This is a genomic window from Paenibacillus sp. PK3_47 (assembly GCF_023520895.1).
Lineage (GTDB): Bacteria > Bacillota > Bacilli > Paenibacillales > Paenibacillaceae > Paenibacillus_AQ.
Genome location: NZ_CP026029.1, coordinates 1,456,471 through 1,470,188, shown reverse-complemented (window position 1 = coordinate 1,470,188; position 13,718 = coordinate 1,456,471). Strand labels below are relative to the sequence as shown.

The window sequence follows — 13,718 nt, the reverse complement described above, 5'->3', positions numbered from 1 at the left end:
GTTCCTCCTGTTAACTTGCCTATTTACGGATCTTCCCTTCATTTCCCATTGTATGTTTGTACGGGGGAGTCAGGATGGACGAATGTGTGCAGGCAGGAGCCTTTTTTTAAGTATCAGAATGGATATATCCGGTGCTGCCGTAAAGTAAACTGAAAGCTGCAAGGGTGTCATTCGCCCACTTCCCTGCATATGATGCCTAGGAGAAACATCAGATGGAAGGAGGAGACTGCTTGTGAAGGGCTCCAGAAAGAACGGGTACCGCAATTCGAAAAAGCGACTCTATTACGTGGATAATCCTAATAAAACAGAGCTGAGCATGCTGGGCAGCAGTCCAAAGCTGCAAGGAGGGTTAGAGGCTCCAGCGGGCAGTGATGAGCCGGATGTCCAGGATCAGTCCCTGCAGGTCAGCGGGGTAGATGTGGCTGAGCTTGAAGCTCCGCCGCAGCCTGCTGTGCCGGATAAGGAGCAGGAGGAACCTGCGGTGCATCAGCTGCAGTTAATGGAGGAAATTCCGCCGCCGGTGCCGGAACGGGCGCTGCCTGTGCCGGAAAAAGAGCGTCTGCAGACTGTCTACACCGACGATCTGTCAGATGCTGCGGTTACCGGCCAAAAAATCGCTCCCCGCACTATTGACGGGTCCAAGCTGAAATTCGGCATTATCGGAACACCGTGGCTGCAGGACTACGCAGTCCAGAGCATCAACATCGCGGACAAGGCGATCACCTCTGCCAAAATTGCCCCCGAGTCTGTTTCGGGTGAGCACCTGGCGGAAGGAAGCGTAAGCGGCGGAAAGCTTCTCGATCATTCGATCGGCGGCGAAAAGCTCAAGAACGGCAGCATCGGTCCGGAAAAGCTGGCCGACCGGATTATCGGCGGCGGGCAGATTGCCGACCGCGCGATTTCCAGCCGCCATCTCAGCGAGCTGCTGATTACAGCGGATCTGCTGGAGGACGGCGCGGTAAGCGGCGAGAAAATTCTGACCAGCAGCATAGTCGGCCGTCATCTGGTCAACGGAAGCATCGACCGCTCCAAGCTGGCTGACGGCGCTGTATCCGGCGACAAAATCGCCGACGGCGAAGTCAGCGGCGCCAAGCTGGGAGATGCGGTCATTGAAAGCCGGCACCTGAGTGACGGTGCCGTTACGGCGAAGCACCTGGCCCCCGGCGCGATCGGAAGGGAGCAGCTGGCCAGCCGGCTGATCGGCAAAGATCAGCTGGGGGCGGGCGTGATCGACAGCAGCCATCTCGCTGACGGTGCAGTAGGTTCGCGGCAGCTTGGGGATAAAGCTGTACGGAGCCAGCATTTAAACCCGGAAAGTGTGAACGGCAGTCATATCGCCGACGGCGAAATATCCGGCCGCCACCTGGCTGACCGCAGTATCTCCTTCGTAAAACTGGCGGAAGGGGCGGTAGGAACCGCCCAGCTGATCGAGCAGGCCGTGACTTCATCCAAAATTGCAGATCAGAGTATTGTGGCGAACAAAATCGCAGACGAAGCCGTCACTACCCGGCATATCGCCAAGTCAGCCATACGGGGCCCGCAGATTGCCATGCAGGCGATTTCCGGGGTCCATCTGCAGCGGGAGGTTATAGATCACTCCCACCTGGCTTTGGAATCCGTAGGTTCAGAGCAGCTGCAGGAACAGTCGGTTCTGACCAGCCACCTTGCATCCGGTGCGGTGACCGGTGACCAGCTGGCGGATGAGGCTGTAGCAGGAGAACATCTGCAGCCGTCAAGTGTTACAGCCGCGAAGCTGGCGGACGGCGCCATTATTGCCTCCAAGCTTGCTGCAGGGGCAGTTGCCGCAAATGCAATCGCGAAGGAAGCGGTCAGCGGAGAGCATATTGCTGTCTGCACGGTAGAGGAGAAACATCTGGCAGACGGCAGCGTCAGCGGTCGAGTACTTCAGGGTGCGGTGGTGGATGCGGAGCATCTGGCTCCGGGAGCTATAGAACGCAGACATCTGGCGGAGAACAGCGTCACTTCATCTGCCCTGCAATCCGGCTCAGTCTCAGCCGATAAGCTGGCCTCGGGCGCCGTGAAGGAAATCCATCTTGCCGCAGGAGCAGTGCAGCCGCATCATCTGGCCGATCATGCGGTTACTTCATTGAAATTATCACCGGAGAGCGTCTCTACAGATAAGCTCAGCGATTTGTCAGTCACTTCCGGCAAGCTGGCCGATGGCAGCGTGGATGCCGTGAAACTGGCAGCTTCTGCGGTTGGTCCCGAGCATCTTGCGGCTGGAGCGGTAGGGCCGTCTTCGATCAGCGATACGGCGGTGCAGGGCAGACATCTGGCACCGGGAAGTGTAGGAGGGGCGCATATCCGGCCGATGACCATCGGGAACGGACATATCCTGCCCGCCTCTATCTCGGCTATTCAGCTGCAGGAGGGCGTCATCAGCAGCTCCAAGCTCGCTGATGGGGCTGTATCCTCCCGCCACCTGCTCCCCGAAATTGTAACCGGCAGCCATCTGGCAGAAGAGTCAGTGGAAGGGCGGCATATCCGTCAGGGCGGGATTACCCTGGATCATCTGGCCGGAGAGGTCCGCAGCGCGGAGTGGCTGCCTGAAGGAGGCATCACCGGTGATAAGTTGGCCCAGGGTACCATTGACGCCACACGGTTAGCCTCCGGCAGCGTATGCGGAGAGCAGTTGGCCGAAGAGTCGGTTACCGGCCGTCATATCCGCGGCGGCAGCATCACCCTTGCGCATTTGGCCGCAGAAACACTGAGTCCCGACCTGCTTCCGGACGGCAGTATCGGTGCAGATAAGCTGGCAGAAGGTTCCGTCGGCCCGCTCCAGCTGGCTCAGGGCAGTGTAGGCAGCGGGCATCTGAGCACAGAGGCAGTGGATGGCCGTCATATCCGCAGCGGCAGCATCACTCTTACGCATCTGGCCGCAGAGACACTGAGCCAAGACCTGCTTCCGGACGGCAGTATCGGTGCGGAGAAGCTGGCAAAAGGGTCGGTAGACTCCTCACATCTGGCTCTCAGCAGTGTGAACGGGGAACAGCTGGCGGCAAAAGCTGTAGAAAGCCGCCACATCCGTAAAGGCAGCATCACCCTGAAGCATCTGGCAGAAGAGACGAGAAGCCCGGACCTTCTCCCTGACGGAAGTATCGGTGCAGAGAAGCTTGCCAAGGATGCTGTCGGTTCCTTCCAGCTGGCCTCCGGAAGTGTGGGGGAAGAGCATTTGGCAGCTGAGGCTGTGGAAAGCCGCCATATCCGCAGCGGCAGCATTACTATGAAGCATCTGGCCCCGGAGACGCTGAGCCCGGACCTGGTTCCCGACGGCAGTGTGAACGGGAAGAAGCTGGCTGCAGGTGCTGTAGGCTCTTTCCATCTGGCTGCCGGCAGCGTGTACGGCGGGCATCTGGCTGCAGAAGCGGTGGAAAGCCGCCATATCCGCAGCGGCAGCATTACTATGAAGCATCTGGCGGCTGAGACACTTAGCCCCGATCTTCTCCCTGACGGCAGTCTTGGCGGACAGAAGCTGGCTGCAGAATCCGTCGGATCGCTCCAGTTAATCCAGGGCAGCGTGAATGGCGGGCACTTGGCGGCGGAAGCAGTGGAGAGCCGTCACATCCGCGAAGGCAGTATTACGCTTGCGCATCTGGCGGAGGAAACGCTGACTTCTGAGCTTATCCCTGACGGCAGCCTCGGCGGTAACAAGCTGGCAGGCGCATCCGTCGGATCGGTTCACTTAGCCCCTGGCAGCGTGAACGGCGGGCATTTGGCGGCGGAGGCTGTTGAAGGACAGCACATCCGCAGCGGCAGCATTACGCTGAACCATCTGGCAGCAGAGACACTGACCCCGGCTTTGATCCCTGACGGCAGTCTTGGCGGACAGAAGCTCGCTGCGGGTTCAGTCAGCTCCGGCCATTTGGCCGAAGGCAGCATAAACGGAAAACATCTGGCCGCGGGCACCGTTAACAGCAGCCATATCCGCAGCGGCAGTGTTACCATGCAGCATCTTGCCATTGAAACGCTGACCCCGGATCTGATTATCGACGGCAGCCTGAGCGGGAAGAAGCTGGCGGAAGAGTCGGTAGGCTCCTCTCAGTTAGCCCCTGGCAGTGTCAATGGCGGGCATTTAAGTGCAGGAGCAGTGGAGGGGCGCCATATCCGCAGCGGCAGCATTACGCTGAAGCATCTGGCTGAAGACGCGCTGACCGCGGATCAGATTCCTGACGGAAGCCTTGGCGGAGAGAAGCTGGCAGAAGGAGCAATCGGCCCGTCGCAGCTCGCTTCCGGCGCTGTGTACGAAGAGCATTTGGCAGCTGAAGCAGTGGAGGGCCGCCATATCCGCAGCGGCAGCATTACGCTGAGCCACTTGGCTAAGGACACTCTGACTGCGGATCTGATCCCGGATGGAGGACTCAGCGGGACGAAGCTGGCAGGCGGATCGGTTGGCGCCTCCCATTTGGCTCCTGGCAGTGTCTTTAGCGGCCATTTATCGGCAGAGTCGGTAGACAGCCGCCATATCCGCAGCGGCAGTATTACGCTGAAGCATCTGGCTGAAGACGCGCTGACTCCGGATTTGATTCCTGACGGAAGCCTTGGCGGAGAGAAGCTGGCTGACGCGGCGGTGGGTCCGCAGCATCTGCAGCCCGAGAGCGTGTACGGCGAACATCTGGTTGACGGCATCCTGGAGGAGCGTCATCTGCTTCCGGGAGTCATCAAGCTGGCCCATCTGGATGATGAGGTCCGCAGTGACGGACTGCTTCTGGACGGCAGTATTACCGGAGAAAAGCTGGCTGACGGCAGTATTGGAACAGCTAAGCTTGCTGAAGGTGCGGTGGGTCCGGCAGAACTGCAGGAAGAGGCGGTGGATGCTTCCAAAATTGCTTCCTTTGCAGTCCAATCCCGCCACCTGGAAGAAGAAAGCGTGCAGAACCACCACATTGCTTCCGGCGCAGTAACGGGAGCGCATCTGGCCCGCGGCGCAGTAGGGCCAGAGCACCTGTCCTTCAGTCCGGTGCAGAGTGCCGGCAACCGCGAGGTGCTGCAGCAGTTTGGAATGACCGCATTTATGTTCAAAGGCGATGAAGAGAGTGTGGAAGTCAGCGTCTCGTTCGACGAAAACTTTGGCCATACCGGCTATGTGCTGGTTGCCATGACCAATCAACCTTTCTTCCATGCTTCATTGAAGAGCAGAGGCGGCGGCGATGCAGTCATTCAGGTGTGCCGTCTGCGGGAAACCCAGCATTTTTACGGCGTGCTGTCCTGGATCGCCCTCGGTTCTCCGCTGACCAAACCGCATACGGAAAACCGGGTGTTTGATTAAATAAGGATTGTCATTAACAGGCGCAGCCGCTGGCTGCGCCTTCGCTGCGGACGCGGCATCTGTCCAATTTTGGCCCGGCAGGGAGACATTTGCCGTTACCCGGCGTCCCGGATTACATAGACTGTGATGTAACCCTAAGCCCGGCAGTATGCCCTGCAAGGAAGGTGGATGAGCTTGAAAATAAAACGAACATCTGCCCGCCCCAAGGGTCGGCGGGCTTCTCAGACAGTGCGGCGGAACACCCGGCCCGGGCCTCATGCGGCGGTAAAGCCTGCAGGAAATCACCCCGAGCCTTATGTGTCGGTCATTATTCCGGCCATGAATGAGGCGCGGACGATTGCCAAGGTGATTGCCGGTGCCAGGGGAGTTCATCCGCGCTGTGAGGTTATTGTAATTGTTAACGGCTCTGCCGATAAAACAGCGGAAGTTGCCCGTTCCTCAGGTGCAAAAGTGATTGCCTTTGAACAGCCGCTTGGACACGATGTTGGCCGCAGTGTCGGAGCAGAGGCGGCGAAGGGTGAGATACTGCTGTTCACAGACGGTGACCTGGTGATCCCTGCAGAACAGCTGCGTCCTTTTGTGTCCGCCATCAGCGGCGGAGCCGACCTGGCTCTGAATGATTATTCGGGTCCGGTCCGCAGCAGGTTTCCTCATCCTGTAGTGCTCTCCAAGCATGTGCTGAATATGATGCTCGGACGTCCGGAATTGAAGGGGTGCTCGCTGACGGCAGTTCCGCATGCCATCAGCCGTAAGGCGCTGGCTGCTCTGGGAAGCAGCCTGTTATCCCGCCCCCCCATGGCCTATGCCCGTGCGGTGCTGGACGGTCTGCTCATCAAGCCGGTGGTTAGGGTGCCTGTAGGTAAACTGAATGCCGTCCGCCGTAAGACAGGGGGCAAAGATCCCCTGCAGGAGGCCGTCATCAGGGATCATCTGGATGCCGTGCAGCAGCTTCTTGAGCACAAGGGGGACAGAGCGGGATACAGCGACGGTAACCGGCGAAGGGAGATGGTGAGATGACTGCTGCCGCCACACAGTCTGTCAGCCTGCCGCAGCGCAAGCGGGGAGGTTCCGCCAGCTCTACTCCCCGCCGGAACGGGCTGAAGGTTCCTGCAGGCCGCTCTTCAGTCAGCAGAGCGGTACAGCGTAAGAACCCGAACAAGACAGCTGCTCCAGATTCCGGCAAATCCGGCGTGCGGCGGAAACATAGGGCAGGCAGGCCAGCTGCCCGGCCCTTACCTGCCAAGTCTTCTTCCGGGTCTAATCCGGTGCGGTTTGGTCCCGGACTGCGCGGTACACTGTCCGTGATCATCTCCGCCAGGAATGAAGCTTCTACGCTTCCTGCCCTGCTGAAGCAGGTAGAACTGCTGAATCCTGCAGAGATCATTGTGGTGCTTAACGGCTGCACGGACAACAGCTTTCAGTGTGCCAGAATGTGCAGCCGGGCAATCATTATGCATTGCCCGCAATCCGCCGGCCATGATGTAGGGCGTGCGATGGGCGCCAAGGTTAGCCGTGGGGACATCCTCCTTTTCCTGGACGGGGACATGGCCATTCCGGCCGGCAAGCTGGCTGCTTTTGCCGCTGCCGTAGACAAAGGGGTTGATGTTGCGCTGAATGATCTGGATAATCTTCTTCCGCCATTCGGTGCAAGCGATGATGTCAGCCGCTATAAAATGTATCTGAATATGGTGCTGGGACGCAGTGATCTGGGCGCCAGCTCCATGACGGCAGTTCCGCATGCGCTCTCCCGCCAGGCGCTGAGCGCCATTGGCTGCCGGGAGCTGATGGTTCCTCCCAAAGCGCAGGCTATCTCGATTCTAAAAGGCCTGCGCGTAGAAAAGGCAGCAAGCGTAAATGTCATCAAGCATAACCGGCTGCGTAAAGAAAATACAGGAGCAGGCAATGCGGTGGCGCAGCTGATTGCCGGCGACCACGCTGAAGCGCTCGGGGCTTATTTTGCAGAGCGGGAGATTTCCGGATTTGTCACCGGGGAGCAGCTGCTGAGGCAGCGCGCGCAAATGGCCGACTGGAGGAACGGGCTATGACACTGACCAGTATCATTATTCCAACCTACAACGGGCTGAAGCTGCTTCACTCCTGTATTGAGGCCATTCGGACATACACAGACACTCCTTATGAAATTATAGTGATCGATAATGCCTCGACTGACGGTACCGGCGAGTACTGCCGGATCAACGGTATTCCTTTTATCTCGCTGCCGGTGAATTGCGGCTTTCCGGCAGCCTGCAATATGGGGCTGCAGATGGCTTCGGGTGATGAACTGCTGCTGCTGAACAATGACGTGATCGTCTCGCAGGGCTGGTTGTCCAATCTGAAATCAGCACTCTACAGCGCCCCGGATATCGGCATCGTCGGCCCTTTGACGAACTACGCCAGCGGCCGGCAGCAGGTACAGGTGGCTTACAGCGATATGCCCGGTTTCCATGCTGAAGCACAGAGGGTGAATATTCCGGATCCCGCGAAATGGATGGAGACGGGGCGGCTGGTAGGGCTCTGTTTTCTGTTCAAAAGAGAACTCTTGAACGCCATAGGTCTGCTTGACGAACGGTTTTCGCCGGGGCATTACGAAGACGACGACTACTGTTACCGTGCCCGGCTGCGCGGCTACCGGCTGCTGATTGCAGGGGACTGTCTGGTGCATCATGAAGGAAGCGCCAGCTTCAAGGAAGTATACGCCTCCGGACTCCGGGAGCTTGTGGAGCGCAACCGCAGTATTTTTATGGAAAAGTGGAGAGTGGATCCGTTGCAGTACTTCTGATCAATATTGCCCGGGTGGCTTAAGACACAGACAAAGAGGAGGAAAGTAAGTGAAAGGAGTCATACTGGCGGGCGGGACTGGAACAAGGCTTTATCCGCTGACCCGGCTTATGAACAAACATTTGCTTCCGGTCGGCAAATATCCTATGGTGTGTTACGGTATAGACCGGCTGCGCCGGGGGGGCATAACCGATATTCTCCTGGTCATCAGCAAGCAGTCTGCGGGGCAGTATACGGATTTTTTGGGCAGCGGTGCGGAATTTGGCGTGTCTCTGACTTATAAAATCCAGGAGGCCGCAGGAGGCATCGCTGAAGCGCTGGAGCTGGCGGAGGGGTTCATTCCCCCGGGGGAACGGTTTGTCGTGCTGCTTGGTGATAATCTTTTTATGGATGATCTGACACCTTATGTGGACAGTTATCTGCAGCAGCCTCAGGGGACGGCCAAGGTACTGCTGAAACCGGTGGAGGATGCAAGAAGATACGGTGTTCCGGTGTTCGACAGCGAGGATTCATCCCTGATCGCCTATATTGAAGAGAAGCCGGAGCAGCCCAAGACTGATTACTGCGTAACCGGCATTTATATGTATGACGAAGCTGTATTCGATATTATCCGCCGGGTCTCGCCCTCCCAGAGAGGGGAGCTGGAAATTACCGATGTGAACAACATTTATGCCGCCGACCGCAAGCTGACCTATGACGTGCTGCAGGAATGGTGGAGCGACGCGGGAACCTTCCAATCCTTATTCGAGGCCGGAGAAAAGCTGAAAGATACGCTGCCTTAGGGCGGCGTTTTTTCCGTGAAGGGGAGGACAGGCGTGCTTCTGACAATATTGAATGCGGGCAATTGTGGGGTGAAAGGTGGGAATGAGAGGTAATTGTACCTTTGAATTTGCTGTATGCGGGCGAAAGGCTGCCGCCGGCCAAACCAACGGTAAAACTCCCGTTGAATCCCCCACCGCCGGCCAAGCCGGACAAATCAACGGTAAAAGTCCCGTTGATTCCGCCGCCGCCGGCCAAACCGGCCAAATCAACGGTAAAAGTCCCGTTGATTCCGTCGCCGCCGGCTAAACCGGACAAATCAACGGTAAAAGTCCCGTTGATTCCGTCGCCGCCGGCTAAACCGGCCAAATCAACGGTAAAAGTCCCGTTGATTCCGCCGCCGCCGGCCAAACCGGACAAATCAACGGTAAAAGTCCCGTTGATTCCGTCGCCGCCGGCTAAACCGGACAAATCAACGGTAAAAGTACCTTTGAAATTGCTGCTTCCAGCTAAACCGGCCAAATCAACGGTAAAAGTTCCGTTGATTCCGCCGCCGCCGGCTAACCCGGTCCCCCATTCTAATATCAGCCTGCACCGCCAAGGCGTTAGCCGCATATGCTGTAGCAGGGCGTTTGAGCAAAGGAGACATGAAGGTGCAGAATAAAATAACAAAAATCCTGCAGCACATGGCCCATACGCACGAACAGATGGCACGGATTCTTGACGCCGAACGCCACGTTGCCGTCCGTATGTCGCAAATCGTCCACGATCTGCCGGATACCGATCCTGATTTTGGCGGATTCAGCGAGCTCGTGGAAAGCTCAGGTCAGGTTAACAAGAATATTATAGCTTACTTGAACGCGCTGGCTGATCTGGAAGAAGCGATGGCTGAAGGGGTAGGCAGGGTCATCAAGGAACTGGACGGCCAGGAAGAAGAGTAGCGCTTAGAAGAGCAGGAGGCGAGAGATGAGCAGGGAAAAAGCTTATCTGCAAATGCTGGAGTCGACCGCTACTATCCAGTGGAACATCGCGATGATTCTCGAAGCCAAGGCGGTGGAAGCGGAAAAGGTGAAGCAGTGGACGCAGCATCATATCCACGCTAGAGCGTTCGACTCCCATGAAGATCAGTTGAAGCAGACCATATCCATTCATGAGGTCATTGTGGAGATGGTGGAGGGGTTAACCAAGCTGGAAAACGGGCTGTACAGTAACTTAAAAGCAGTGCTGGGCAGCGGTGAAGACGGAGGCGGGGACGGCTTTGGCGATATGAGCGGCGAAGGCTTCAGTTTCGGGGACGACGACAAATGAGCGGCGGGCTCCTCTCCGAACATGCCGTAAAGCTGGAGATGATCCGCTCCATTGCCCGCAGCCAGGCCGCACTCGCAGCGATCTTGGAGAGCATCGCCGAAATTACGGGGCAATCGGAGCTGACAGCCCGCAAGCTTAGCGACAATATCCGTATCCTGAGCCAGTATCAAAGCGCCATGTGCCGGATGATGACCGGTATTTCCCTGCATCAGCCCAAACAGGGAATTCCTGCTGCGCCATGGCTGAGCAAGACGTGTGCAGACGGCACCGCAAAAAGCGCAAGAAGTACATGGAGTACAGGAGGAGTCGAAGAATGAAGAGGAAGAAAATCATCAAGCGTACCGGCGGCGCCACCCGGAGACGGCGTACACTGCTGCTGGTGCGCAAGGCCAGAGTACGTAAACCATACGGCCCAAAAGCCCGTAAGATCCACAAAGGCCGCAAAGCCCGTAAGGTGCGTTCCAGAAGAACCCGGAAGTATATCATCATCCGCAAAAAAAGAAGAATTCTGCCCCCGCCAGTGAAGAGCGTTCAGCTGGTTCAAGCGCCGGTAGAGGTGGTGCCGGTCATAGAAATCCCTCCGGTGCCTGTTCAGCAGGTCGTTCAGCTCCCCCCGGATCTTGGCGTTCCTCCGGAAACTCCGCCGGGCGACGCCTTTCAGCAGGGCTACACCGAAGCATACAACGTGGGGTTCGACGCCGGTTTCGCCAAGGGCTTCGAGGACGGGCATAAGCTGGAGCTGGGCTGAGCCACGCCGCTAACCGGTATATAATGAAGGGGATTTTCAAGAGTTACAGGCAGGAAAGGAATGCCCCTGTTTCTTCCGGTCCCTGCCCATTAGGGGGCCTGCTCAGCACAGGAAGCAGGCTCCGCTGGAGCTGATGCAGCCTCCCTTCCGTTTCCATAACCTCCACACTTCCGGTTGTGCCTCCGGATATGGTAGACTTCAATACAGAATCTTTAACGGATTCACAAGTCTACAGAACGTTGGAGGATACACATGAGCGGGAATGAGATTCGCAAAGCACAGAGAGAAGAAGTCGGAGAGATCATGGAGCTGATTGCCAAATGTGTACAAGTCATGCAGGCCGGCGGCAGCGATCAGTGGGATGACAGCTATCCAAACCAGGAAATTATCAGTTCAGATATAGAGAATGGTACATTATATGCCTATGTGGACAACGGGGCGATCGCAGGTATTCTTGTACTGGATGAGAACCAGTCGGAGCAGTACCGTGACATCAAGTGGACACAGGAGCAGGGGCCGCATCTGGTCATGCACCGTCTGGCGGTTCACCCTGAGGTACAGGGGAAGGGCATTGCCCGCAAGCTTATCGCTTTTGCCGAGGAGCACGCGCGCCTGGCAGGATATACAAGCATCCGGATGGATACATATGCAAGAAATACAAGAGCGCTGGCGATCTATCCGAACCTTGGTTATGAAAAGAGAGGCGAGATCTTTTTTCCGGGCCGTACGGCAAGCTTTCCGGTGTTTGAAAAAGTGCTGACAGACAGCAATAATTAACCGCCATATATCAGACGTTTAACTGTAAAAAGCCTCTGAAAAGAGGCTCAGAGTGTTGAGAAACCCAGCTCATTTAATGGCCTGGGTTTCTTTTCTATGTTTCCATGGCTGTACGTGCCGGGAACGATGAAATAAGGCCGTTTTTCCCGCGATTCAGCTGGATTAACCTTTTCTTCATGTCCGGCACAGCTGCCGTTAACCGCACCTGTTCCCTGACATGTGGCAGTCCGTGCAAGACTTGTGCATCCGTCGGCGTGGGCGCCGGGCTTGGTCAGTAAATAGGACATAGTTTGCACTCCGGCCAAAGTGCGCCGCTAAAATATTTGGGCAGGGATGAAAGGCTGCTGGGCGCGAATCTCAATGATTAGGACGCTTCATCCGTTAGTTGCCCCCTCCCCTTTCGCTCGCTAAACATTCCTGTAAACGCTAAGTTTTTGGCTTAGACAAAAACAAGGGCGCCTCGTATGATGGGGGTATAAGGGGTCCGAAGCCCAAAACCCATCAGGAGGCGCTTACTATGAAGTCTAACCGAAACCATACAACGAATCAACGTATTGACGAATTACTATGCAACATGCCGTGGTCGGAATCGATATCGCTAAGGATACGCATGCCGCACAAATGACTGACTTTCGTGGACGTTCCCTGACTCCGCGTCACCTGTCTTTTCCAAACACGCTGGAAGGCTTTGAGAAACTCTTGCGCTGGGTCAAAGAGGTTCAGTCAAAACATCGGCTGACGTCCCTCCTCATCGGTCTGGAGCCCACCGGACATTACTGGTTTAACCTCGCGAATTGGCTGCTTCAGCAAGGGATTGAGGTGGTACTGGTTAATCCCGTAACGACTCACCGCAATAAGGAAAATCGGGACAATAGCCCATCCAAGAACGATCCAAAGGATGCGCTTGTCATTGCAGACGTCGTCAGCCGAGGGTATTATACAGACTACGTGACTCAGGCCGCAGCGTTTGAGCGGCTAAAGACACTGATGAGCGACAGAGAATACTGGGTGAAGCAACTGACAAGTCTGGGTAACCGGATCGTCCGCTGGATTGACCTGTACTTTCCGGAATTCCGCCAAGTCTTCCCGGACTGGACGGTGCTTCGGTCGCTGGCATCACTCCGCGCTTGTCCATTGCCGTGCGACCTAAAGAGACTGAGCGTCGACGAAGTCATTGACCATTGGCGCGAACAAGGGATGAAGCGTGCCTCCGGTGTCAGCGGCAGAGCGAAGGCAGCAGCCTTGCTGGCAGCAGCAAAGCGAAGCATTGGGGATACAAGGGCAACGGAAGAAGCCCGGCAAGACAGCTGCCGCCTGCTTCAAACCTACGAGTACGTGAGCGCTATGCTAGGTGAAATGGATGAGGCCATCCAATCGGTCTTGACGGAAATCCCCTTGGCCGAGCAACTACGGAGCATCTGCGGGCTTGGAAACATGACGCTGGCAGCCGTCCTGGCCTCGGCTGGCGACCTGCGCCTCTATGCGCATGGCAAGCAATTATTGCGACGAGCCGGCCTGAATCTGGCCGAGTGCACCTCTGGTAAATTCAAAGGGCAAATCAAGCTCTCCAAGCGTGGCGACAGTATGCTCCGTAAACATTTATACTGGGGGATGCTGGGCCTGGTGCGGCAAAATCCTGATTTCAAGCGGTGGCATGCGAACAACCAGGCGCGAGGGATGAAGAAACAGGCTTCGCTGTTTAAGCTGATTGGCAAGTTGGCCCGCATTCTGATTGGCATGGTGCAGCGAGAAGAAACCTACCGCAGTCCACTTCCAGCCCCGGCTGCCGCGTAAATCCGAACCACGGGCATTGACTTATTCGCAGGATTGTACAGCATAACGTGCACAAAGAGAACCGAATACGCGGTCCGGAAGGGCTTTGACCCGTTAACTAAACGCTATCGGTCTCCACGCCATGGACAGGTGTAACGAAGGAATGTAAGGGCATAGACCCGTTGAGATCTGGGAGGGTGAACCTCCGTGGGCCAAGTGGAGTGTGCAGGAATCGATGTCTCAAAAAGCACGTCATGCGTTGCTTCTGTTCCTGCATGCCCGCCAGCA

Annotated in this window: 11 protein-coding genes and 1 pseudogene; all 12 read left to right on the top strand. The window is 56.7% G+C overall.

Annotated elements, in window-relative coordinates; all coding sequences use genetic code 11:
* Nucleotides 1-232 precede the first annotated feature (232 nt).
* The 12 genes and pseudogenes from C2I18_RS06645 (at nucleotide 233) to C2I18_RS06590 (ending at nucleotide 13,451) form a co-directional block, all read left to right on the top strand.
* Nucleotides 233-5,287, top strand: a complete 5,055-nt coding sequence (locus tag C2I18_RS06645) for a WIAG-tail domain (RefSeq protein ID WP_249900473.1) — start codon at nucleotides 233-235, stop codon at nucleotides 5,285-5,287.
* Nucleotides 5,288-5,455: 168 nt separating this feature from the next.
* Nucleotides 5,456-6,304 carry a glycosyltransferase family 2 protein gene (locus C2I18_RS06640; RefSeq protein ID WP_249900472.1) on the top strand — a complete coding sequence of 283 codons (849 nt, stop codon included), beginning with the start codon at nucleotides 5,456-5,458 and terminating at the stop codon, nucleotides 6,302-6,304.
* Nucleotides 6,301-7,332: a glycosyltransferase family 2 protein gene (locus C2I18_RS06635; RefSeq protein WP_249900471.1), complete on the top strand. Its 1,032-nt coding sequence runs from the start codon at nucleotides 6,301-6,303 to the stop codon at nucleotides 7,330-7,332. The genes C2I18_RS06640 and C2I18_RS06635 overlap by 4 nt, the downstream gene beginning before the upstream one ends.
* A complete protein-coding gene (locus C2I18_RS06630; protein WP_249900470.1) occupies nucleotides 7,329-8,066 on the top strand; it encodes a glycosyltransferase family 2 protein in 738 nt (245 codons plus the stop codon). Before C2I18_RS06635 ends, C2I18_RS06630 begins: the two co-directional genes overlap by 4 nt.
* Before the next feature lie 49 nt (nucleotides 8,067-8,115).
* Nucleotides 8,116-8,847 (top strand): sugar phosphate nucleotidyltransferase, encoded by a 732-nt coding sequence (locus C2I18_RS06625; protein ID WP_249900469.1) that lies wholly within the window; start codon nucleotides 8,116-8,118, stop codon nucleotides 8,845-8,847.
* Nucleotides 8,848-8,948: 101 nt separating this feature from the next.
* Entirely contained in the window at nucleotides 8,949-9,488 is a 540-nt protein-coding gene (locus tag C2I18_RS06620; protein WP_249900468.1) for a hypothetical protein, read from the top strand.
* Nucleotides 9,472-9,765 carry a nucleoside-diphosphate sugar epimerase gene (locus C2I18_RS06615; RefSeq protein WP_481857885.1) on the top strand — a complete coding sequence of 98 codons (294 nt, stop codon included), beginning with the start codon at nucleotides 9,472-9,474 and terminating at the stop codon, nucleotides 9,763-9,765. The genes C2I18_RS06620 and C2I18_RS06615 overlap by 17 nt, the downstream gene beginning before the upstream one ends.
* A 25-nt stretch (nucleotides 9,766-9,790) precedes the next feature.
* Nucleotides 9,791-10,132 (top strand): alpha-helical endospore appendage domain-containing protein, encoded by a 342-nt coding sequence (locus C2I18_RS06610; RefSeq protein ID WP_249900466.1) that lies wholly within the window; start codon nucleotides 9,791-9,793, stop codon nucleotides 10,130-10,132.
* A complete protein-coding gene (locus C2I18_RS06605; protein ID WP_249900465.1) occupies nucleotides 10,129-10,449 on the top strand; it encodes a hypothetical protein in 321 nt (106 codons plus the stop codon). Before C2I18_RS06610 ends, C2I18_RS06605 begins: the two co-directional genes overlap by 4 nt.
* On the top strand, nucleotides 10,446-10,880 hold the full coding sequence (locus tag C2I18_RS06600; RefSeq protein WP_249900464.1) for a hypothetical protein: 435 nt from the start codon (nucleotides 10,446-10,448) through the stop codon (nucleotides 10,878-10,880). Before C2I18_RS06605 ends, C2I18_RS06600 begins: the two co-directional genes overlap by 4 nt.
* A 252-nt stretch (nucleotides 10,881-11,132) precedes the next feature.
* Nucleotides 11,133-11,657: a GNAT family N-acetyltransferase gene (locus C2I18_RS06595; protein ID WP_249900463.1), complete on the top strand. Its 525-nt coding sequence runs from the start codon at nucleotides 11,133-11,135 to the stop codon at nucleotides 11,655-11,657.
* Between the two features lie 517 nt (nucleotides 11,658-12,174).
* Nucleotides 12,175-13,451 (top strand): annotated as a pseudogene (locus C2I18_RS06590) (IS110 family RNA-guided transposase).
* Nucleotides 13,452-13,718 lie beyond the last annotated feature (267 nt).

Coding starts and splice junctions, on each gene's coding strand:
- C2I18_RS06635 (WP_249900471.1), top strand. CDS start 6,301: ATGACTGCTGCCGCCACACAGTCTGTCAGCCTGCCGCAGCGCAAGCGG.
- C2I18_RS06600 (WP_249900464.1), top strand. CDS start 10,446: ATGAAGAGGAAGAAAATCATCAAGCGTACCGGCGGCGCCACCCGGAGA.
- C2I18_RS06630 (WP_249900470.1), top strand. CDS start 7,329: ATGACACTGACCAGTATCATTATTCCAACCTACAACGGGCTGAAGCTG.
- C2I18_RS06595 (WP_249900463.1), top strand. CDS start 11,133: ATGAGCGGGAATGAGATTCGCAAAGCACAGAGAGAAGAAGTCGGAGAG.
- C2I18_RS06605 (WP_249900465.1), top strand. CDS start 10,129: ATGAGCGGCGGGCTCCTCTCCGAACATGCCGTAAAGCTGGAGATGATC.
- C2I18_RS06610 (WP_249900466.1), top strand. CDS start 9,791: ATGAGCAGGGAAAAAGCTTATCTGCAAATGCTGGAGTCGACCGCTACT.
- C2I18_RS06640 (WP_249900472.1), top strand. CDS start 5,456: ATGAGCTTGAAAATAAAACGAACATCTGCCCGCCCCAAGGGTCGGCGG.
- C2I18_RS06615 (WP_481857885.1), top strand. CDS start 9,472: ATGAAGGTGCAGAATAAAATAACAAAAATCCTGCAGCACATGGCCCAT.